Annotated in this window: 16 protein-coding genes, 1 tRNA gene and 1 pseudogene; 7 read left to right on the top strand and 11 right to left on the bottom strand. The window is 71.1% G+C overall.

Annotation, left to right across the window (positions count from 1 at the left end; all coding sequences use genetic code 11):
• Window positions 1–53: 53 nt before the first annotated feature.
• Window positions 54–1,253: a PP2C family protein-serine/threonine phosphatase gene (locus tag IF61_RS0100770; protein ID WP_425428194.1), complete on the top strand. Its 1,200-nt coding sequence runs from the start codon at window positions 54–56 to the stop codon at window positions 1,251–1,253.
• A gap of 13 nt (window positions 1,254–1,266) precedes the next feature.
• On the opposite strand, the gene IF61_RS35680 is transcribed toward IF61_RS0100770, so the two are convergent.
• From IF61_RS35680 to IF61_RS0100785, 3 genes are all read right to left on the bottom strand, one after another.
• Window positions 1,267–4,410 (bottom strand): NACHT domain-containing protein, encoded by a 3,144-nt coding sequence (locus tag IF61_RS35680; RefSeq protein WP_052392285.1) that lies wholly within the window; start codon window positions 4,408–4,410, stop codon window positions 1,267–1,269.
• A gap of 274 nt (window positions 4,411–4,684) precedes the next feature.
• Window positions 4,685–5,464, bottom strand: coding sequence for an AfsR/SARP family transcriptional regulator (locus IF61_RS0100780; protein WP_030364178.1), 780 nt, complete (start codon window positions 5,462–5,464; stop codon window positions 4,685–4,687).
• An 81-nt stretch (window positions 5,465–5,545) separates the two neighbouring features.
• Window positions 5,546–5,619: transfer RNA gene (locus IF61_RS0100785), tRNA-Lys, on the bottom strand.
• 159 nt (window positions 5,620–5,778) lie between these two features.
• Here IF61_RS0100785 and IF61_RS0100790 point away from each other — a divergent pair.
• From IF61_RS0100790 to IF61_RS0100800, 3 genes are all read left to right on the top strand, one after another.
• Window positions 5,779–6,192, top strand: coding sequence for a DUF7144 family membrane protein (locus IF61_RS0100790; RefSeq protein ID WP_030364179.1), 414 nt, complete (start codon window positions 5,779–5,781; stop codon window positions 6,190–6,192).
• Between the two features lie 164 nt (window positions 6,193–6,356).
• Window positions 6,357–6,695, top strand: a complete 339-nt coding sequence (locus tag IF61_RS0100795) for a hypothetical protein (protein ID WP_052392286.1) — start codon at window positions 6,357–6,359, stop codon at window positions 6,693–6,695.
• 65 nt (window positions 6,696–6,760) lie between these two features.
• The gene (locus IF61_RS0100800; RefSeq protein WP_030364181.1) at window positions 6,761–7,726 is read left to right on the top strand and encodes a MurR/RpiR family transcriptional regulator; all 966 of its coding nucleotides are present in this window, start codon (window positions 6,761–6,763) and stop codon (window positions 7,724–7,726) included.
• A 375-nt stretch (window positions 7,727–8,101) separates the two neighbouring features.
• Here the strand turns inward: IF61_RS0100800 and IF61_RS0100805 are convergent, their stop codons facing one another.
• Entirely contained in the window at window positions 8,102–9,130 is a 1,029-nt protein-coding gene (locus IF61_RS0100805; RefSeq protein WP_245684351.1) for an Lrp/AsnC family transcriptional regulator, read from the bottom strand.
• A 115-nt stretch (window positions 9,131–9,245) separates the two neighbouring features.
• Between IF61_RS0100805 and IF61_RS0100810 the strand changes: the two genes are divergently transcribed.
• Window positions 9,246–10,790 carry an MFS transporter gene (locus tag IF61_RS0100810; RefSeq protein WP_030364183.1) on the top strand — a complete coding sequence of 515 codons (1,545 nt, stop codon included), beginning with the start codon at window positions 9,246–9,248 and terminating at the stop codon, window positions 10,788–10,790.
• 129 nt (window positions 10,791–10,919) lie between these two features.
• Window positions 10,920–12,197: a phosphatidylserine decarboxylase family protein gene (locus IF61_RS0100815; RefSeq protein ID WP_043187319.1), complete on the top strand. Its 1,278-nt coding sequence runs from the start codon at window positions 10,920–10,922 to the stop codon at window positions 12,195–12,197.
• Window positions 12,198–12,257: 60 nt separating this feature from the next.
• Here the strand turns inward: IF61_RS0100815 and IF61_RS0100820 are convergent, their stop codons facing one another.
• The 5 genes from IF61_RS0100820 to IF61_RS33135 form a co-directional block, all read right to left on the bottom strand.
• Window positions 12,258–13,595, bottom strand: coding sequence for a ferritin-like domain-containing protein (locus IF61_RS0100820; protein WP_030364185.1), 1,338 nt, complete (start codon window positions 13,593–13,595; stop codon window positions 12,258–12,260).
• A complete protein-coding gene (locus IF61_RS0100830; RefSeq protein ID WP_052392287.1) occupies window positions 13,592–14,251 on the bottom strand; it encodes an HvfC/BufC N-terminal domain-containing protein in 660 nt (219 codons plus the stop codon). Before IF61_RS0100830 ends, IF61_RS0100820 begins: the two co-directional genes overlap by 4 nt.
• Window positions 14,244–15,107 (bottom strand): MNIO family bufferin maturase, encoded by an 864-nt coding sequence (bufB, locus tag IF61_RS0100835; protein ID WP_052392288.1) that lies wholly within the window; start codon window positions 15,105–15,107, stop codon window positions 14,244–14,246. Before bufB ends, IF61_RS0100830 begins: the two co-directional genes overlap by 8 nt.
• The gene (locus IF61_RS33130; protein ID WP_052392289.1) at window positions 15,100–15,582 is read right to left on the bottom strand and encodes a hypothetical protein; all 483 of its coding nucleotides are present in this window, start codon (window positions 15,580–15,582) and stop codon (window positions 15,100–15,102) included. The genes bufB and IF61_RS33130 overlap by 8 nt, the downstream gene beginning before the upstream one ends.
• A gap of 137 nt (window positions 15,583–15,719) precedes the next feature.
• A complete protein-coding gene (locus tag IF61_RS33135; protein WP_157848529.1) occupies window positions 15,720–16,562 on the bottom strand; it encodes a hypothetical protein in 843 nt (280 codons plus the stop codon).
• Between the two features lie 69 nt (window positions 16,563–16,631).
• On the opposite strand from IF61_RS33135, the gene IF61_RS0100850 reads away from it, so the two are divergent.
• A complete protein-coding gene (locus tag IF61_RS0100850; protein WP_030364189.1) occupies window positions 16,632–17,357 on the top strand; it encodes a VC0807 family protein in 726 nt (241 codons plus the stop codon).
• A gap of 87 nt (window positions 17,358–17,444) precedes the next feature.
• Here IF61_RS0100850 and IF61_RS0100855 read toward each other — a convergent pair whose 3' ends face one another.
• Together IF61_RS0100855 and IF61_RS31955 are read right to left on the bottom strand one after the other, a co-directional pair.
• Window positions 17,445–17,858 (bottom strand): esterase/lipase family protein, encoded by a 414-nt coding sequence (locus IF61_RS0100855; protein ID WP_052392290.1) that lies wholly within the window; start codon window positions 17,856–17,858, stop codon window positions 17,445–17,447.
• Between the two features lie 105 nt (window positions 17,859–17,963).
• Window positions 17,964–18,975 (bottom strand): annotated as a pseudogene (locus tag IF61_RS31955) (RNA-guided endonuclease InsQ/TnpB family protein).
• Between the last annotated feature and the right edge of the window lie 129 nt (window positions 18,976–19,104).

A 19,104-nucleotide genomic window follows, 5' to 3' on the forward strand; every position in this document is an offset into this window, starting at 1 on the left:
TCGGGGAGCAGCTGGCCGGGTTCGCCCGCGCCCAGGAGCGGATGCGGGGCTTATTGGAGGCCATACTCACGATCAGCGGGGAGCTGGAGCTCCCCGTGGTGCTCCGCCGCATCGTGGCGACGGCGATGGAGCTCGTGGGGGCCCGCTACGGGGCCCTCGGCGTGCTGGACGAGGAGGGCACCAAGCTCGCCGAGTTCATCCCCGTGGGCCTGCACGGCGAGGAGGAGGACCGGCTGACCGGGGTGGCGCTCCCCCACGGCGAGGGCCTCCTCGGACTGCTCATCACCGACCCGCGCCCGCTGCGCGTCGACAGCATCGCCGACCACCCGCAGGCCGCGCAGTTCCCGCCGGGGCACCCGCCGATGCGCTCGCTGCTCGGCGTCGCCATCACCGTGCGGGGCAAGATCTACGGCAACCTCTACCTCACCGACCGGCAGGACGGCGCCTCCTTCGACGCCGACGACGAGTCCGTGGTGGTCGCGCTGGCCGGCGCGGCCGGTGTCGCCATCGAGAACGCCCGCCTCTACGGGCGCGTCCGCTCCGGCGCGGAGCAGTTCCAGCGGTTGCTCCTGCCGAGCCTGCCCGACCTCTCCCCCTTCGACGCCTGGGCGGTGTACCAGCCCGCCGCGGACCCGGCGCTGCTCGGCGGCGACTGGTACGACGCGATGGTGCTGCCCGACGACACCCGCGTGATGATCGTCGGAGACGTGCTCGGCCACGACGTGCGGGCCGCCGCCACGATGGCCCAGATCCGCAACATGCTGCGGGCCCTCGCCTACGACTCGGACGCCCTGCCCAGCGAGCTGCTCAGCCGCCTGGACCGCACCCTGGAGGCGGTCGCCGAGCCCACCATGGCGACCGCCTGCCTGGTCCGCCTCGTGCCCCGGGGGGACGCGTGGTCCCTGGTCTGGAGCAGCGCCGGCCATCCCCCGCCGCTGGTGGTGACCGCGGACGGCACGACGCGCTACCTCGACGGGGAGCCCGATGTGCCGATCGGCGTCGACGCCCGGTTCGCCCGCCACGACCACCGCTACACGCTGCCCGCCGGGGCCACCGTCCTGATGTTCACCGACGGGCTGGTGGAGCACCCCGGCCACGGTCTGGACGAGGGCCTGCGCACGATCGCCGAGGTCGCCGCGGCCCACGCCGGGGCCCCGCTCGACGTCCTCGGCCGGGCCGTCGCCGAGGCCCGGCCGAGCGACGGCCACGACGATCTGGCGCTGCTCGTGCTGCGGGCGCCGGTGGCGGGTTAGGCGCGGACGGGGATCACCCGGAGGGGGTGCGTGACCGGTCCGCCATGTCTCCCCAGAACGCGTGCAGTTCCCGGTCCGTCATGTCCTGCCACGACGCCCTCTTGCGCGTCCACGACAAGGGGTTGAGGTAGCTCCTCCAGCGGTAGCGGCGCAGGAGCGCCTGCTGCTGCCGGCAGAAGACCTCGCGCACTTCGGCCCGCGGCTGCACGCCCATGGCGGGGTAGGGGCACAGCTCGAAGGGGCAGTCGCGGCAGGTGCTTTCCGCACGGCAGCCGCTTCCCGGTGGTGCGTCACCGGTCATGCCCACGGTCCGCCCGGGCCGGAGCGCTCCCCGGTGCCTGACCAGGCACGGGGGCAGATCGGTGCGGTCCCCACGCACGAGGCACTCCTCCAGCTCGGCCGGCTGCCGCGTGTCCCGCTCGGTGAGGTTGCGCAGCAGGAAGACGTCGGCGAGCAGCTGCTGGGCACGCGGGTGCAGGGTGCTCCACCCCACCGACGGCGGGATCCAGAGGCGGGGCTCGCTGTGGTCACCGGGGTCCGCGGTGAACGATCCGATCTTGTTCATGATGCCGATCTCGTCGATCCAGACGAACCGCTCGGGCCGGCCGCTCTCGAGGGCGAGGACCGCGAGACCGGCAGCCGCGGAGACGAAGGGGTGCACGCGATCGCCCTTGCGGGTCCGGTCCCCCGGGTGCAGGGCACGCGGGTCCTGCTTGCTGCCCGCGAGAGCCAGCCAGCGCCGCACCGCCTTCGTCGGGTCGGCCTTGCTCACCGGACGGCCGGATCCGGAACCGCTGTGCGGGGCCCTTCCCGTGCGGTCCGGGAGCTCCCACAGACACAGCGCCTGGATGAGCGTCATCTGCGAATACCAGTAGCGGGCGTCGGCAAGCATGGCCTCCGCCTGGGCCACGAGGAACTCCCGGGCCTCCTCGTTCGTCTGCGGGTGCGCCCGTCTCCGGTTGGCCGCGCTCAAGAACCCCTGGGCAAGGGCGGTCTCCAGGGAGATCGGCAGGTCCGCCCCGTGCGGGCGGGAGTGCTCCGGCTCCAAGTGGTGCAACCAGAGGCGGAGCCTCTCCATCGCCTGCTCCCTGTGCTTCCGGCTCACCGATCCGACCGTCATGGGCACGAGCCAGGCCCGCATGACGAACTTCCGCCAGATCCGAAGCCGCTGCTCCTCCCCCTTCTCGGTGATTTCCTTGTCCTTCTTGTCGTAGACGTCCTGCGGTACGCCGTTCCGCCTGACGAGGTTCTCGCGGTCCCAGTGCTCGGCATCCGACTGCTGGCCGATTTCCGCCTCGTACTGCGCCCAGGGGTCGTACCGGCCGAGCTCGTCCTTCCTGGGCAGGGGGAACATGGCGCGCAGGGCTTCGAACGCCTTGTCCCCGCCGGCGCCCATCTCCTGGGCGACGGCCAGTCTGATCTGGTACGAGGGCTCGACGGTGGCGATGGTGAAGAACTGCTCGTAGGCCGGGCACGCGACCGCTCGCAGGACTTCTCCGAACCGGTGCACCAGACGTTCCTTCGCCTCTTCGATCGTCCTGCGGTCGCCGGACACGATGTCCGGCCACTGCTCGCGGAGCGCCCCGGCGATGCGCTGGTGGTCAGAGGCGCCTGAGGCCCTGTCGATGTCGAGTGCGACGGCGTACATGTCGAGGGCCTTGGCGTCGTTGCGGTGCCCGGCCGCTGCGAGGATCCGGTCGACGACGGGCTGCTGCGGGGCGTGGTGCCGTGAACGGGAGTGCAGGCCCAGCCCTATGAGGAGTTCGCGGCCGGGGCCCTCCTCCTTGCCCAGGGCGACGTCCAAGAAGGCGCAGTCCTTGACGTCGAGGTAGCCGGAGCCCAGGTACGCCTGGAGGATGCTGTGCTGGAAGCGGATCTTCTCCCCGCGGGTCTCGACCAGACCGAGCTGCTCTCCCTGCGTGGCGCACAGCGCCCGGAGTTCACGCTGCCGCTGAGGATCGATCTTGTCGCAGCACCCCTCGAGCCGCTGCATGAGCCGGGCCAGGATGTCCGGTTCACTTCCCAGATCGTCGATCCGGACCTCCAGCTGATCGCGCAGGAGTCCGATCCCGGCCAGCGCGGAGACGAGTTCGACGACCTTTTCGCGCTCGACCGGGGCCAGCGCCACTTTGCCGCAGAGACGTCCGGTGACCAGCGCCTCCCGCCATTCGTCGAGCAGGCGCCGCTGTGATGCCGTCCGGTCCCTGTTGCGCATGTTCAGCCCCGCCCAGCGCCGGGCGTCCGCCGTCTCGTCCCGCGGGGGGTGCTCCCGCAGCTCACGCGCGATCTGCAGATACAGCGGGGACTCGGGCCCGCCCGCCATCTCGACGACGCGGTCCATGTGGTCGCATTCCCGGTCCCGGTGGTCACGCTGCAGGTACTCCAGTGCCGCCTCGTCGCTCAGCGGCTCCAGGTCGACGACGGCGGCCCGCGTGTGCTCCAGCGGTGCGTGCGGACGGGAGGCGATCACCAAGGGAAGCTTCTGCGCTTCCGCCCGCTCGATCGCCCGGCGGATGAGAACGTCCCGCTCCTTCTGGCTGCCGTCGTCGGCGAAGGTCTCCTCCAGCCCGTCGGCGAGGACGACGGCCTTGTCGTCCATGCACAGCTGGCGCCACACCCGCTCGCTGTGCCGCTCGGAGAGCACCTTGCGGGCCGCCATCTCGGCGAAGCGCTTCATGGCCACTTCGTGGAAGTCGAGGCGCTCCGCGCCCATGTCGACGTCCCGCAGCCTGATCGGGACGGGGACGGCACCCTTCTCGGCCAGCATCCGGGTGAGCTGCACGATGACCGACGTCTTCCCGGTGCCCACACCGCCCACGAGGAGGTACGGGCGCCTGGTGCGCTTGTCCCGCAGCGCCCGTGCGATGACCCGGCACATCTCCTCGCGGCCCACGACGTCGCGGATGGCCGGTCCCGCCGTCGGCACCATGCCGCGCGGGTCCTTCCTGGCCGCCCGGATCACGGTCCTGCGCACCGAGCCGTAGGTCACGCAGAAGAAGACGACCGTGGCCAGACCGATACTCAGGAACGGGCCCAGGAAGCCGTAGACCACCGCGCAGCCGCTGCCGCTGCCCGCGCACCCCTTCTCCAGGGGGGACTTCTCGCGTTCGACGAGAGCCCAGACGCCGAAACCGACCCAGCAGACGACAGCCGGCACCGCTAGGTAGGGCAGGAACCGCCTGAGCGACCACCTCGTCCACCACCACTGAGCCGGCGCCACCTTGTTCCGGGCGGCCAGCCGGACCCGCAGCGACCGCGCGCGACGCCCTACGGCATCGGCCGCACGGGACACCAGCCGCCGCGGCCGGACCAGGAGCGGAGCCTTCCTGGGGGCGACCTTCCCTCTGGGGTGCTTGATCACGTAACCCATGGACGTCAACCCATGCTGGTGAGCGCGTTCTGTCGCTCACCCCATCATGGCCGCCGCACCATCACCGCCGCGTGACCGCCGCGTGACGCCCGTCCACGCGGGACGCGTCCGGGCGGAGGCCTGCCACGAGGCCGAGCAGCCCCGGCGTCGGGCTCAGGCCGAGTTCGCTGCGGAGGAGCGTCCGGTAGCTCCGGAAGGCGCGGAGCGCCTCGGACTGGTTGCCTTCGGCGAGGTGAGCCCTGATCAGGGCCGCATGGGCGCTCTCCCGCAGCGGTTCGGCGCGCACGGCCGCCCCGGCGGCCGACACGGCGTGGCCGTAGCGCCGCGCCCCGACGAACCGGCCCGCGAGCACTTCGAGGGCGTGCAGCCGCAGCTGCCGCCACTCCTCCGCTTCGCGCAGCGCCCAGTCGTCGCACCAGCCGGGCAGCAGGTCCCGGGAGAGGCCGTCAATCTCTCCGGTGCCGATCCCCTCGACGGTGCCGCGCACATCTTCCGTGGCGTCCAGGAGGCCCCGTGCGAGGGCGCGCAGCTCGTGGAGGTCGACCGCCACGCCTTCGGCCAGGGCGAGCTCCGCCGGGCCGGTGTCGAGGGCCCGGCAGCAGCCCGCGCCGCGCAGGCGGGTGAGGGCCGAGCGCAGGGACGCGTGTGCCCGGGCCTCGGAGGTGCCGGGCCACAGGTTCTCCGCAACGTCACTCCGCGCGACCGGTCCGGAACGAAGGGCGACGTAGGCCAGCAGGCGTTCGGAGCCCGCGGGAATCCGCACGGAGCCGTCGGCTCCGGCCAGCCGGAACCCGCCGAGCAGGGTGATGCGGAGGGGTGCGCCTTCAGCTGGTGACGGCATCCCTCCATCGTGCGGTGGGCGCCGGCGGGTGTCGAACCGAAGAAAAGCCCCCGCCGACGGATCGGCGGGGGCTTTCTCTTGTGCGCCGCCAGGGACTCGAACCCCGGACCCGCTGATTAAGAGTCAGCTGCTCTAACCAACTGAGCTAGCGGCGCGCGACATGAATATTACATGACTTCCGTGGGCGTGCTGACCAGCAGGAACCCGGTTCCGGCGGATCTCCCCCGCGTGGACATCGGCGGCGGAAGGGGAAACCATGGAGATGAGGGTCCGCCTGCCATACGGGCTGTCGTACAGGCAAGGGAGGTAGTCCCATGTCATCCACCCTCAATCCGCACTCGGAGAGATCCCAGGCCGCCGCCAGTGGCCTGACCCTGTTCGCGGCCGTGATGATGCTGGTCGTGGGCTTCGTCGATCTCGTCCGGGGGATCATGGCCATCGTGCATGACGACGTCTTCGTCAAGACGCCGGACTACGTGTTCAAGTTCAGCCTGGCGGGCTGGGGCTGGATCCACCTGTTCCTCGGCATCGCGGCGCTCATGGTGGGCGTCGGCCTGTTCCGGGTGACCCTGTGGGCCAGGATCCTCGGCGTGGTCGTCGCGTCCCTGCTGCTGATCGTCAATTTCCTGTCCATCCCCTACTACCCGCTGTGGTCGATCGTGGTCATCGCCCTGAGCGCCTTCGTCATCTGGGGCCTGTGCGTGGTCCGGCCCGAAGACTCCTCGTAGCGGCACGGCCGGTCTCCGGCCCGATCCCCGGCCCGGCGGGAGTGCCGACGGGCCGGCCGGTCGTGTCCGGCGGGGGTGACCATGCCCGCCCGGCGTCGTTCACCGTGTGAAGACTTTCCGGGCATTACCGGGAATTCTCCTGCAATCGAGTCGAAGGATCAGTGATGCGCTTCTTCCGTCCCGTACTCGCCGCCGCAGCCGTCGCCGGATGCGCCCTCGCCCTGGCCGCGCCCACGGGCGCGGCGGCCACCGCAAAGGCGGGCACCGCAAAGGGGTGGTTCGCCTGGGTGGGACCCAAGGGCGCCCCCTTCTTCATCGAGAACCCGCCGGACGGCCGGTGCCTCACGATGAGCCAGGAGTCCCAGGGGGCTCACAACGCAACGGCACTTCCGGCGACCGTGTACCCGCAGAAGGAGTGCAAGGGAACGCCGCTCCGCCTCGCACCGGGCAGCCACGCGCCCCGGAACGCCTCCTTCGCCAGCGTGAAGTTCGGTTCGCACTGACGAACGGGGACCGGCGCGCCCATCCGCTATGTTGAGCGGAAGCGGTACGAGAAGGAGGCGCACCGGTGCCATCAGGGCAGCAGGCACGCGCGCAGGCGTCGCAGCAGGCCCGCGCGCAGGCGTCCGCGATCACGCCGGGCGGCCCGGGGAAGCCGGGCGGACCGCCCTCCGCGGCGGAGCCGGCCCCTGCGGACAAGGTCCGGGCCCTGTTCGGCGGTCACCGGCTGTCCCCCGGGCAGCGGCGCATCGCGCAGTACATCACCGACCACCTCACCGAGGCCGCTTTCCTGTCGATCACGGATCTCGCGGAGCGGGTCGGCGTGAGCCAGCCCTCGGTCACCCGCTTCGCGTCCTCCGTGGGCTTCAGCGGATACCCCGCCCTGCGGGAGGCGCTGCAGCCCATCGCGCTGAGCGCGGTCGCGAACGTGCCCGGCGCGCGCGAGGAGGACCGCCGCAACGAACTGCAGGCGGCCGTGGACGCCGAGATCGAGAACCTGGAGAGCCTGCGCCGCGCCTTCACGGACACCGACCGCGTGCTGGAGATCGGCCGCGAGCTCGCCCGGTCCGTCCCGCTGACGATCCTCGGCCTGCGGATCTCCGTCTCGCTGGCGGAGTACTTCGCCTACGCGGCGATGCGGATCCACCCGGACGTGCGGCTGGTCTCCCGCGGCGGCAGCGTCGCCTACGACGCCCTGCTGCAGGCCCGGGAGGCGGGAGGCACGTGGGTGCTCGCCTTCGCGATGCCGAGGCACTCCAAGGAGATGCTCGCGGCGATGCGGGCCGCGCGCCGCACGGGGCTGCGCGTCGCGCTGATCACGGACGCGGGCCTGGGCCCCCTGGCCGGGGAGGCCGACGTGACGCTCACGGCCGGCACCGGGTCACGGCTCGTCTTCGACTCGTACGCGGCGCCCGGGATTCTGTCGGCGGCGCTCCTCCAGGCCATGGCCGACGCCGATCCGGAGCGCACGCAGCTGCGGCTGGAGAAGTACGAGCAGGCGGCGGAGCAGCACGACTTCTTCCTCGACGACTGATCCCGCGGCCGGCCACGGCGGCTGCCACGGCGTCCGTCCCGTGCCCGTCTCCGCACCCGATATCAGGACTTTCGGTTCCGGATCGGTCTCGACTGCGAATGAAAATTTTCATTCCCTTGCTTACTGGGCAGTAAATATATTTACTGCGTGTGGCACCCGGGCCTGCAGCGCTCGCGACGGCGAGTACCCGGGGCGCCAGTGGCGAACACCAGGGACGAGACCCTCCTCATCGGCCCTGCGCGTTCCGTTCGGGTGCTCCGCTCCCCTCGGACACCCCCGGCGGCCCCGGTCTACCCCTGGACCGGGACCGCCGGTAACACTCTTCGCGACGTACGGTGGTACGGCGTCACGCGGACGGCGGTACGGCTTGCGGCGTCACGGGGCGTCGTAAAGCCGGCTGCCGTCGCTCAGCAGCCCCGCCCGCTTCACCTGCCGCAGCACCGGAAGGACCTCCAGCCGGTGCACGGCCGTCAGCGCGCCGATGCCCTCGGTCATGTACCGGTACAGATCGCGCTGGTCGCGGCAGAGCACCGTGGCGGCGAGGTTGGCCGCACCGGTCACGGCCGCGGCGAACGGCACCTGGGGGTGCTCGGCGAGCGCCCGCCCCGCCGCCGCCAGATCGCTCGGCGCGACCGTGGCGGAGATCCCCGCCTCGATCCCGAAGCCGAAGTGGATGGAGTGGACTTCCACATGGAAGGAGATCGCGCCGCTCCCCCGCAGGTACTCGATGCGCCGCCGGACCGTGGACTCCGACCGGCCCGCCGCCTTCGCGAGCTCCGGATAGCCCGCCCGGCCGTCCCGGGCGAGGACGGCCAGCATCGCGTGGTCGGCGTCGTCGAGCCGTACGAGGTCTTCACTGTCCTCGCCGGCCCCGCCCTCCCCGTCCACCGGACCCGGCTCCAGCGCCGCGATCTCCTCCGCCGTCAGCCGGTCCCGCCCGAACCGGCGGTTCGCGCCTCCGGTGTACTCGTGCAGCATGGTCTGCGCGGTGACGCCCGTGACCTGCTGGGTGCGCGGCAGCTTGCGGAGCAGGAGCGCCTCGTGGTCCTCGCGCGTGCGCGAGCTGACGAGACAGCCCACCTCCGTACCGCCCGAGTAGATCTTGACCCAGGCCGTGTCCGGGCGGCGGGCGAGGGCCTCGGCGATGGCGACGGCCGCTCCCGGGACGCACTGGATGCGCAGCCTGGACTCGTAGAGGCCGACGCGCTCACCCTCCGGCAGACCGAGCACCCGGAGCAGCCCCGCGCCGCGCAGCCGGCGGTAGCGGCGGATCACCGTCTGGTCCGTGGTGCCGAGGACGGCGGCGATCCGGCTGAACGCGGCCCGGCCGTCGACCATCAGCGCCTGGACCAGCCGCTGGTCGAGTAGATCGAACACCTGCTCGTCACTAGTCACGGTTTCCATCATTCCACAGCCGCACAGCATGGGATTCCGTCACCGGACCGGCCCTGGGTTCTGAGAAAAAGCCACCGGATGCGACCTTCGACCTCCTCGGACAAGACCCTCTGGAGGTTGGGAAATGCGGAAATGGCTGCCGCTCGTCGCGGTGTGCCTGGGGACGTTCATGCTGCTCGTGGACGTGACGATCGTCGTCGTGGCACTCCCCGACATGGCCGAGAGCCTGCGCACCTCGTTCGCGGACCTGCAGTGGGTGATGGACGTCTACGCGCTCGCGCTCGCCGCGCTGCTGCTGGGCGTCGGCTCCCTCGCGGACCGGATCGGCCACCGCCAGGTGTACGTGGCGGGCCTCGTGCTCTTCGCCCTGGCCTCACTGGCCTGCGGGCTGGCGACCGGCCCGCAGGCGCTGATCGTCTTCCGCGGCGTCCAGGGCATCGGCGGTGCCGCGATGCTCGCGACGACGACGGCCCTGATCAGCAGCATCTACCACGGCAGGGACCGCGGCGTGGCGTTCGGCGCGTGGGGCGCGGTCAGCGGGGCCGCCTCGGCGGCCGGGCCGATCATGGGCGGGCTGCTGACCGAGCACCTGGACTGGCGCTGGATCTTCTTCGTGAACCTGCCCATCAGCGTGCTGGCCATCGTGATGACGCTGCGGTTCGTCGCCGCGGCGCCGCCCCGCCGGGGCCGCGGCGTGGACCTGCCCGGCCTGGCCGCGTTCACCGTGGCGGCGGGCGCCGCCACGTACGCGCTGATCAAGGGCAACGACTACGGCTGGACGTCGGCCGCCACGCTGGGGCTCTTCGGGCTCGCCGCGGTCGCGCTGGTCGCGTTCCTGCTGATCGAGACGCGCCGCGAGCAGCCGCTGCTGGACCTGTCCCTGTTCCGCGGGGCGTCGTTCTCGGGCCTCATGGTGGCCGCGGTGCTGCTGTCCGTCGCCGCGTTCTCCTACCTCGCCTACACCTCGCTGTGGCTGCAGTCCGTCCGCGGCATGGGGCCGGTCGCGGCGGGCCTCACGTGCCTGCCCATGAGTGCGGCGGCGTTCGTCGTCGCCTCGCTGGCCGGGCGCTTCCTGCACGACGTCTCCCCGCGCTGGACCATCGGCGCCGGGCTGCTGCTGATCGGCGCGGGCGCGTTCCTCCAGGCGACGGTGGACGCGGGCTCGACGTGGACCGTCCTCGTGCCGGGCCTCGCGGTGACCGGCATCGGCGTCGGCATCGCCACGCCCATGCTGGCGTCCGCGGCGATGGCCTCCGTCGCGCCGGAGCGCGGCGGGATGGCCAGCGGCGCCGTCAACACCGCGCGCCAGCTCGGCAACGCCCTGGGCATCGCCGTCCTGGGCGTCGTCTTCCACGCCGGGCTGGCGGGCGCGCTCCGCGACAAGGGCGCGGGGGCCGTCGCCGACCCCTCCGCCACCGCCGACGCGCTCGCGGGCGGCCAGGCCGGCGCGGTCGTCGCGCGCGTGGCCCCCGCACAGCGGGAGCTGCTCGGGCAGCTCGTGCACGAGGCCTTCGCGGCCGGACTGCGCCAGACGTTCCTCGTCTCCGGCTCGCTGGGGATCCTGGGCGGGCTGGTGGCGCTCGCCCTGGTCCGCCGCCCCGCGAAGCCGGCCGCGCCCCGGCCGCAGCAGGACCGGGCGGCCCGGGCGGTGCCGGCCGGCCGCGGCTGATTCGGGCTCCTGCGGCCTTACGGAACGGCCCACTACGGTCGGACGTCCGACGCACGACCGGCGTACGGGGCGGGTGTTCCCGTGCGCCGGTGCGGCGTCGTTCCAGGTCCGATCGACGAAGGGACGACCATGGTCAAGCCCGGCCCGGCCGCAGCGCTCGAAGCGCGGTACCAGAACTCGTTCGGCCGCGCGGCCGGTTATCTGCCGCGCAACCGCAAGGCGGTCGACGCGTGGCTGACGGAGTTCGTGGCCAAGGCCCGGAAGCGGACGGCGGACCACGTCGATTCCGTGAAGCAGCTGGAGGCACTCCTCAACAGCGACAAGGTCCTCAAGGACCTTGTGAACCAGATGATCGACCAGGCGCAGAAGCTCGACCCGCAGCAGAAGCACAAGCACGTCAAGAGCATCGACGAGATGCTGAACTGTCTCGACGAGATCACGGTGACCGCGCCGGAGTACCGCCTGGATCCGAATGAGCGGGTCTTCTTCCCCATGTCCGCCCTGTTCTGCTACATGATGGCGACGCAGGCGGGCTGGGATGCCTTCCGCAACGAGCAGTTCAACGACAAGCTCCTGGGCGTCCTGTCCGCCTGGTGCGCGTTCCTGGACAGCCCGGAGAGCCGCTACGTCCTCAACGAGGGCCCGGACGGCTGGCTGTGCCAGGCCGCGTACGAGCAGAACAAGCTCTACGAGTTCGTCATCCCCGAACCCGGCGCCCTCTACGGCGGATTCGTGTCCTTCAACGCCTTCTTCAACCGGCACATCAAGCCGGAATTCCGCCCCAACGGCGCCAAGGACGACCCGCGGGCGATCGTCTCGCCCAACGACGGTTCGGTGGTGCGGTTCCTCTCGGGCGTCCAGGAGGACGCCGACATCACGCTCAAGGGCCAGCCGTACTCGCTCCGCAGGATGCTGGGCGGCTACGAGCACACGGACCGGTTCGTCGGGGGCGACGTCTTCCAGTCCTTCCTCTCCGGGGCGAACTACCACCGCTGGCACGCGCCGGTCGACGGGATCGTCAAGCACGTCGAGAAGATCCCCGGGCTGATGTTCAGCGAGCTGCAGACGGACAAGGTGGACGACAGCGCCGGCACGCTCTCGCAGGGCTACCAGGCGAACGTCAACACCCGCGGGCTGGTGGTCATCGAGAGCACCGTCCCCGACATCGGCCTGGTGTGCGTCATCCCCGTCGGAATCACGGAGATCTCGTCGGTCCGCTTCAGCGTCACCGAGGGCGACCGGGTCACCCGGGGCGACGAGCTCGGCTACTTCAGCTACGGCGGGTCGAGCATGGCCCTGGTCTTCGAGCCGGGCAAGGTCGGCTTCACCGTGCCGAACAACACGATCGAGACCGCCGACGACGGCGCTCCCATCTTCGTCAACAGCAGGATCGCGACCGCCAAGTGACGTGGTGAAGCGGCGCCCCGCCGGCGAGGGCGGGGCGCCGCAACGCGCTGCCCTGACGATTCAGCGGGGCAGATCCGGCAACGCGGGAAGCAGACCGATCTGCCGCTGCACCCCGTCGTCGCCGCCCAGCTCCGGAAAGTGGGCGAGCAGGGCGGTGCACCGCTCCACGAGCTCGGTCTTCGGCTCCTTGGCGAACTGGTGGAACTGGAACGGCGGGCCGGCGTGGACGAGATCCTGCGGCGGGGTCTTAAGGTCGTCCGCCGTCAGCGGGGTGCGTACCAGGAGGTCCGCGACCGGGTACAGCACTCCCTGCATCACGGCGATGAAGGCCCGTTCCAGCCCGTACCGGCGGTCCTTGGTGAACGCGTCCTTGTCCGTGGGCGGGGCGGCCGCCATCGGCGCTTCGTAGATGGCGTCGAGCAGGGCCAGGACGTAGCAGTAGACGGCGTTGGAGAGCACCATCAGGTCCCGGACCGGGCTCGTGTCCTTGAGCAGGTCGATGCCCGGGTCGTCGAGCACCGGCCAGATGACTTCCTTGCTGTCGATCGTGAACTTCTGCACGCCGTTGTCGTCGACGACGACGCCGATGCCGTTGAGGCCCTTCTTGATGTCGCTGAACTTGGTGTAGTGGGACGCCTGCTGCTTCCCGATCTCCGGCGGAGGGTACGCGTTCGCCGGGTCGCGGACGATCGGGTCGGGCAGGTAGCCGTGGTCGTCCCACGCGCCCTCGCCCTGGTCGACGATGACCTCCATGGCCTGCAGGGCGGTGTCCTCGCTGACGATGAGGCGGGGTCCGTCGGAGCCGCCGTTCTGGTTCCAGTACCCCCGGTGGTACTGGTACTTCCACAGATTCTCCCTGGCCTGATCCCAGTCGATGCGCTCGTCCTTCGCGGCCTCGCTGCTGAGGAAGCGGATGCCCTTCTCGATGCGCCGGTAGAACTCGCCGAGGGACAGGTAGGGGCGGACGGCCGCGGGCATCGGGGGCCGGACGCCCTCCGGCTCCTCGATCCCCCGGAAGATGTCGATCTGGTCCGTGGACAGGCGGCGCAGGTGCAGCATGAGCTCGGGGACGCGCCCCGCCATGGGTTCCGGGTACTTCGGGATGAACTGCTGGTCGTAGCAGCGGAATTCAGCGCCCTTCCCGATCGCCACCAGGAGGTTGCGCACGTTCGTCAGGTGGAGCATCTCCTCGATCGCGATGCCGGTCATCAGACGCTGGGCCGACGCCCCGGCGGCCCACTGGGAGTAGCCGCGCGTCTTGATCGAGTACGTGGCGTAGAGGTAGATCGGGATCGTGGACAGCTCGACGTGCGCCGCGGCCTTCAGATGGTCGGCCAGGTCCTGGATGGTGGCGATGTCCTGGTCCGCTTCCACGGCGAACGATGAGAAGGCGGTCATGCGGCGTCCTCCTGGTGTGAGTGCAGTCGGTCGTACGCCGCCCGGCTCAGCTCCCGGGTGACGACCGTGTAGTCGCGGCGGGTGACGGCGAGGCGGACCGGGCGCGGGGCGGGGGGCCCGGGGTCCCGGCCGCGGCGGACCTCGGTGAAGTAGGCGTGCACGGGCGCGCAGGCCAGGAACAGCCTCAGGGGCGGGGCGTCGCCCGCGCCGTCCTCCGGGCCGGGCGCGTCCAGGACCTCGCTGAAGACCCGCTCGAAGCGGACCAGGTCGATGAGCAGGTCGATCCACGGCTCCCGCTCGGCGCCGGGCGCGGAGTCCGGCCGTGTGCGGGAGAGGTGGCCGGCGAATCCGTCGCTCAGGCCGGCCAGGGTGGGCGAGCGCGAAGGGTGTTCTTCCAGGTAGGCCAGCGCGAACCCGTCGAAGATCTCCCGGCCGAGCAGGTGCGCCGACCCCGGGTGCAGGCCGCGCATGCACTCCGCGAGGCGCAGCCGGTAGCCCTGCTGGTGGATGCGCAGGCGTTCGCGCGCGGACAGGCGGCGGGAGGCGGTCACCACGTCACCGGGTGCGTACGGGCCGGGCGCGTACGGGTCGAGGATGGCGGACTGCATCCAGCGCTGGGTGGCCGCGAGACCCGGCCCGCGGATGCCGTCAGCCATGCCCGCTCCCGGTCGTGACGGCCGCCACGGACTCGGCGACGGCCCGCGCCCGGTCCAGCTCGGCCATCAGCTCGGGGAACGGCGGCAGTTTGTCGTCCCGTTCGAGCAGGGTGGACACCCCTCCCCCGGTGAGCTCCACCGCCGTGCGGTACAGCTCCCAGACGGGCTCGGCCACGGGGGCGTCGTGCGTGTCGATGATGTGCGTGCCGTGGTCGGTGTGGCCCGCCAAGTGCATCTGGACGACACGCTCGTGCGGCAGCGCCCGCAGGTACGCCTCCGGGTCGAAGTCGTGGTTGTACGCCGAGACGTGGACGTTGTTGACGTCGAGGAGCAGCCCGCAGTCCGCTTCCTCCGCCAGCCGGGCCAGGAACTCCCACTCGGTGAGCGTGGACGCGCGGAACTCCACGTAGCTGCTGGGGTTCTCCAGGATCAGCGGCCGTTCCAGCACGTCCTGGACGATCCGGGCCCGGCCCGTGACGTGGGCGAGCGTCTCCTCGGTGAAGGGCAGCGGCAGCAGGTCGTGCGTGTTGATGCCCAGCACGCCCGTCCAGCAGACGTGGTCGGACACCCACGGCGCGTCCACGTCGTCGGCGAGCCGCTTCAGGCGGCGCAGGTAGCCGGAGTCGAGCGGGTCGGTGCTGCCGATGGACAGCGACACGCCGTGCAGGACCACGGGGTAGCGGTCCGTGATCTCCTCCAGCGCCTGCCGCCGGCCGCCGTGGCAGTCGAGGAAGTTCTCGGAGATGATCTCGAAGAAGCCTACGGGGGGCAGGTGTTCGCGGATGTACGGGAGGTGAGGTGTCCGCAGGCCCGCTCCGAATCCGAGGCGTGGCGTGCCGAGCCGGGGCTCACTCACGGTCGTCCCTCGCGCTCCGGCCGTGCCCCTGCCCCTCCTGCGGCTGCTGCATGTAGTCGTAGTGCGGCATCCGGTCGTCCGGGATGCCCTGCCCCGGGGCCGGGCCGAACGCCTTGCCCGCCGCGTACATGCGGGCCTCGAAGAGGCGGCGGGCCTGCTTCCAGACGCTCTTGCCCTTGAGAGGCCCGGCCGAGAAGACCCTGCTCTCGTTGATCGGGCTGGCGCAGCTGCCGTTGTACCGGCAGTCCTGCTCGCCGGGGTGGAACTGCTCGTAGTCCGTGCCCGCGTAGCCGCAGCCGCCCTGGCCGCGGCAGGACCCCTCGCCGTGACAGACGTGGAAGACGGTGGCGCACGTGCCGGTCCCGGCCATCGGTGCGTTTCCCGAAGCGTCCAGGCCGGCGCAGGAGTTGAGTCCCATGCAGACGTGCAGCTCCCTCGGGACCTCCTGGGGGAGCGGGGCGGGTTCGTCGCGCATGACGGTCGTTCCTTTCGGCTCGACGACGAAAGGGCATACCTTTGCAGCACCGTCCGGAGGGACGGGAGGGAGCGATCCGGCCACGGCCGGACGCCCCGGAGGTTTCCGGCCAAGGGCGACTTGGCCTGCGGGCCGCGTCACGCACTGCTCTCGGAGATGACCCCTTCCGCGTACGCGATGACGGGCGGCCCGAAGTGCGCGTACGTCCGGCCGACCGCGGCCAGGAGCGCGGGCAGGGACCAGTCGTCCGGGAGGAGTTCGGGCGGCAGGCCGGGCGGGGTCCGGAGGGTGTCGGTCAGGCTGCCGCCGAAGAGCCGCGCGTAGGCCGCGAGGGCGGCGGCGCTCGGCCCGGGCGGCACCGGCTGCCCGGCGATGGCGGCCAGGAGGCGCGCGGTGTGCTCGCGGTAGCGGCGGTCGAGCTCGGCGAGCTCCCAGGCGCGGTGGGCGACCTCGGCGGCGTCGGCGGTGGAGAGTTCGACGCGCCCGAAGTAGACGGTCCCCTCCTCGGGGGGTCCGCCGAGCTCGGCGAGCAGGTGGTCGCGGCGGTCGGCCGGCGAGATGAGGACGCCGGGCTGCATGAGGCCGTAGCGGGCCAGGGAGGCGGCGCGGCGCAGCCGGTCGCGGTAGGCGCGCCGCGCTTCCGGGACGGTGTAGAAGACGGCGTGGAAGAAGCCGTCCCAGGGCGGGGGTTCGGGGCGGCCGTGGCGGACCTGGCGGAAGGACTCCAGGAAGGCGCCGGCGAGGTGGTAGTCGGCGCCGCGGCCGCGGGGGGTCGCGGCGATGAGGCCGTCCCGGCGCATGCGGGCGATGAGGGACCGGGCTGCCGCGGGGGTGAGGCCCACGTCTGTGAGCAGCCGCACCAGCGCGACGCCGGGCATCTCCTCGCGGCCGGCCACTCCGTAGAGGAACGGCACCAGGGCGACGTTGGCTCCGCGCGAGACGCTCGCACCCTCCTGACGACCTGTTACTCTCTCGTTCACGATCGTGAGCATATGCGATACAGATCAAAAATGCATGTGGGTACCAAGAAAGATGAACGGGGCGGGAAAATGACGAACGCGCACGTCGCCGGTGAGAACGGCAAGAGAAGCGGCGGGGCCAAGGGGCTGATGAACTGGGGGCCGGCGATCCTGTTCGGCGTGATCCTGCCGTTCGTCACCTACGGAATGCTCACCGACCACGGCGTGAGCCAGGTGAACGCGCTGCTGCTGATCACGCTGTGGCCCGCCGTCGAGACGCTGCTGCACCTGGCGATCAGGCGCCGGGTCGACGAGTTCGGCATGATGATGCTGGCCCTGATGCTGCTCGGCGCGCTGAGCGCGGTGGCGTACAACAGCACCGAGCTGATGTTCATCAAGGAATCGGCGATCACGGGTCTGCTGGGGCTGGCGTTCCTGGGCAGCCTGGCGATGCGCCGGCCGGCGATGTTCTACCTGGGCCGCAAGTTCGGCACGGACGGCTCCCCCGAGGGCGTGGCCCGCTGGAACGGCCTGTGGGAGTTCCCGGGCTTCCGCCGCATGCAGTACCTGCTGACGTCGGTGTGGGGCGCCGGCTTCCTGCTGGAGGCGGCGATCCGCGTGGCGCTCACGTACGTGCTGCCGACCAAGGCCATGGTGCTGGTGAACAACCTGTTCCCGCTCGTGGTGATCGCGGCGCTGGTCACCTGGACGACGGTGATGGGCAAGCGCGGCCGCGCCCGGTCGGCGGCGGCCCAGGCCGCGGTGCGGGCGGCGGAGACGGCGGAGGGCGCGCCCGCGGTGCAGAGCGCGGCGTAAGGCGTAAGCAGCAGTCCTGCTCCCAACCGGTCCGTGGCGCCCGGCTCGGCTTGCCGCCGGGCCGGGCGCCGCGCGGTGGGGGGCGGCTCAGGCCTTGAGGGCGGACGCCACCTGCGTCAGCAGTCCGGCGTCGGTCAGGAACCCGAGGTGCGTCTCGCAGGGCACCAGGGTGTTGACCGCCCCCTGCAGCGGCGTGCTCGTGAAGGGGTTGATCACCCCGTCGCACGGCGAGTACCAGGTGCGGTAGTCCACGGCGCCGGGCGTCTCGTCGCCCGACGCGAGTCTCTTCAGGAAGTCGGAGCCGGGCGACATCTCCTGGCAGGAGACGGACAGCACGGTGCAGAGCCCGGCGATGTACGTGCCGTGGTGGGGCGCCGCCAGCGAGGCCATGTGCTTGATGTCCGCGGCGCCGCCCAGCTCCTTCGCGTACCAGAGCGAGACCAGGCCGCCCATGGAGTGGTTGACGATGTCGACCTTCTCGGCCCCGGTGCCGGCCTTCACCTTCGCGACGAAGGCGGCGAGGCCCTGGGCACTCGACTTGTTCGAGCCGAAGAAGTCGTAGGAGTAGTTGAATCCTCCCCTCCCTGAAGGGAGGGGATTCCTGGCTCAGGCCGCCTCCTGGAGCGGCGCTCCAGGAGGTCTTGCGCCATCAGCACCAGCCGGGGTGAGACCAGCCCGGACGAGCATCACGTGTGCGGAGTTCTTGTCCCGTGGACACACGGTTCCACACGCGGTGCAGGTGTAGGTACGCCCACCCAGCGGCAGTACGTGCTTGGCTCTCGCATCGCACCGCGCGCAGTCCATCGTGGTGTACGCAGGGTGTACCAGGCGGATATCCCGCCCATGCTTGCGGCCCATCTCGATCAAGGCACGCTTGGTGGCGCCGATGGCGGCGTCAGCGGCCTTACGAGCCATCGTTGTCTTGGCCAGGAACTTCGGACGGAAGTCCTCGACGGCGAAGGCGTCGTGATCGCGGGCAACGGACTTGGCCCACTTACGACCGGTGTCCTCACGCTGCCTCGCGACCTTCTTGTGCAGCTTCGCCCGCAGTTTCTTCGCCTCGCGGTAGCCCTTCGATCCCGGCTGTCCCTTCTCCGGCTTGCGGCGGGCCATCATCCGGTCATACCGGGCCAGCTTGGCAGCGGCCCTCTTGCCGTGCTCAGCGTGCGGGAGATCATGCGCGTCGGACGTGGTGGTAGCGGTCTCCTTCACGCCCCAGTCCACGCCGATCACACGCCCAGTCCCGGGCAGCGGTTCACACTGGGCGGGGACGACGAAGCTGGCATACCAGTGACCGAGGCTGTCGCGGTAGACGCGCACCGAGGACGGCTCAGCCGGCAGATCCCGCGACCACGCCACGGTCAGCACGATCCCACCCGCCAAGTGCAGACGCCCGTCCTTCAACCGGAACCCATGCCGGGTGTAGTTCAGGGACGGCAACGCCTCACGCTTGGTCTTCCAGCGCGGCATCCCGGCGCCGCTGCCGCACCGGCAACCGCTCACGGATATCCTTCTGCGCCTTGGCACGGGACTTACCGAAGTCCCGGATGACCTGCTGCTGAGGAACACTGGAACCCTCGCACAGCCAGGACATCAACCGGCGCGCCTCAGTCAGCATCTTGTCCAGCTGAGCCGGGCCACAGGTCCGCTTGTCCTCGGGGTGGGCTTTGTTGTGCAGGTGGACGGCCTTGGACTTGGCGACGCACTCGTTCCAAGTCCAGCGGCACCGGTCCCACTCGCCGAGCAG

The organism is Streptomyces roseoverticillatus (assembly GCF_000719265.1).
GTDB lineage: Bacteria > Actinomycetota > Actinomycetes > Streptomycetales > Streptomycetaceae > Streptomyces > Streptomyces roseoverticillatus.

Coding starts and splice junctions, on each gene's coding strand:
- IF61_RS0100780 (WP_030364178.1), bottom strand. CDS start 5,464: ATGCCGTCACCAGCTGAAGGCGCACCCCTCCGCATCACCCTGCTCGGC.
- IF61_RS0100790 (WP_030364179.1), top strand. CDS start 5,779: ATGTCATCCACCCTCAATCCGCACTCGGAGAGATCCCAGGCCGCCGCC.
- IF61_RS0100795 (WP_052392286.1), top strand. CDS start 6,357: ATGCGCTTCTTCCGTCCCGTACTCGCCGCCGCAGCCGTCGCCGGATGC.
- IF61_RS0100805 (WP_245684351.1), bottom strand. CDS start 9,130: ATGGAAACCGTGACTAGTGACGAGCAGGTGTTCGATCTACTCGACCAG.
- IF61_RS0100810 (WP_030364183.1), top strand. CDS start 9,246: ATGCGGAAATGGCTGCCGCTCGTCGCGGTGTGCCTGGGGACGTTCATG.
- IF61_RS0100815 (WP_043187319.1), top strand. CDS start 10,920: ATGGTCAAGCCCGGCCCGGCCGCAGCGCTCGAAGCGCGGTACCAGAAC.
- IF61_RS0100820 (WP_030364185.1), bottom strand. CDS start 13,595: ATGACCGCCTTCTCATCGTTCGCCGTGGAAGCGGACCAGGACATCGCC.
- IF61_RS0100830 (WP_052392287.1), bottom strand. CDS start 14,251: ATGGCTGACGGCATCCGCGGGCCGGGTCTCGCGGCCACCCAGCGCTGG.
- IF61_RS33130 (WP_052392289.1), bottom strand. CDS start 15,582: ATGCGCGACGAACCCGCCCCGCTCCCCCAGGAGGTCCCGAGGGAGCTG.
- IF61_RS0100850 (WP_030364189.1), top strand. CDS start 16,632: ATGACGAACGCGCACGTCGCCGGTGAGAACGGCAAGAGAAGCGGCGGG.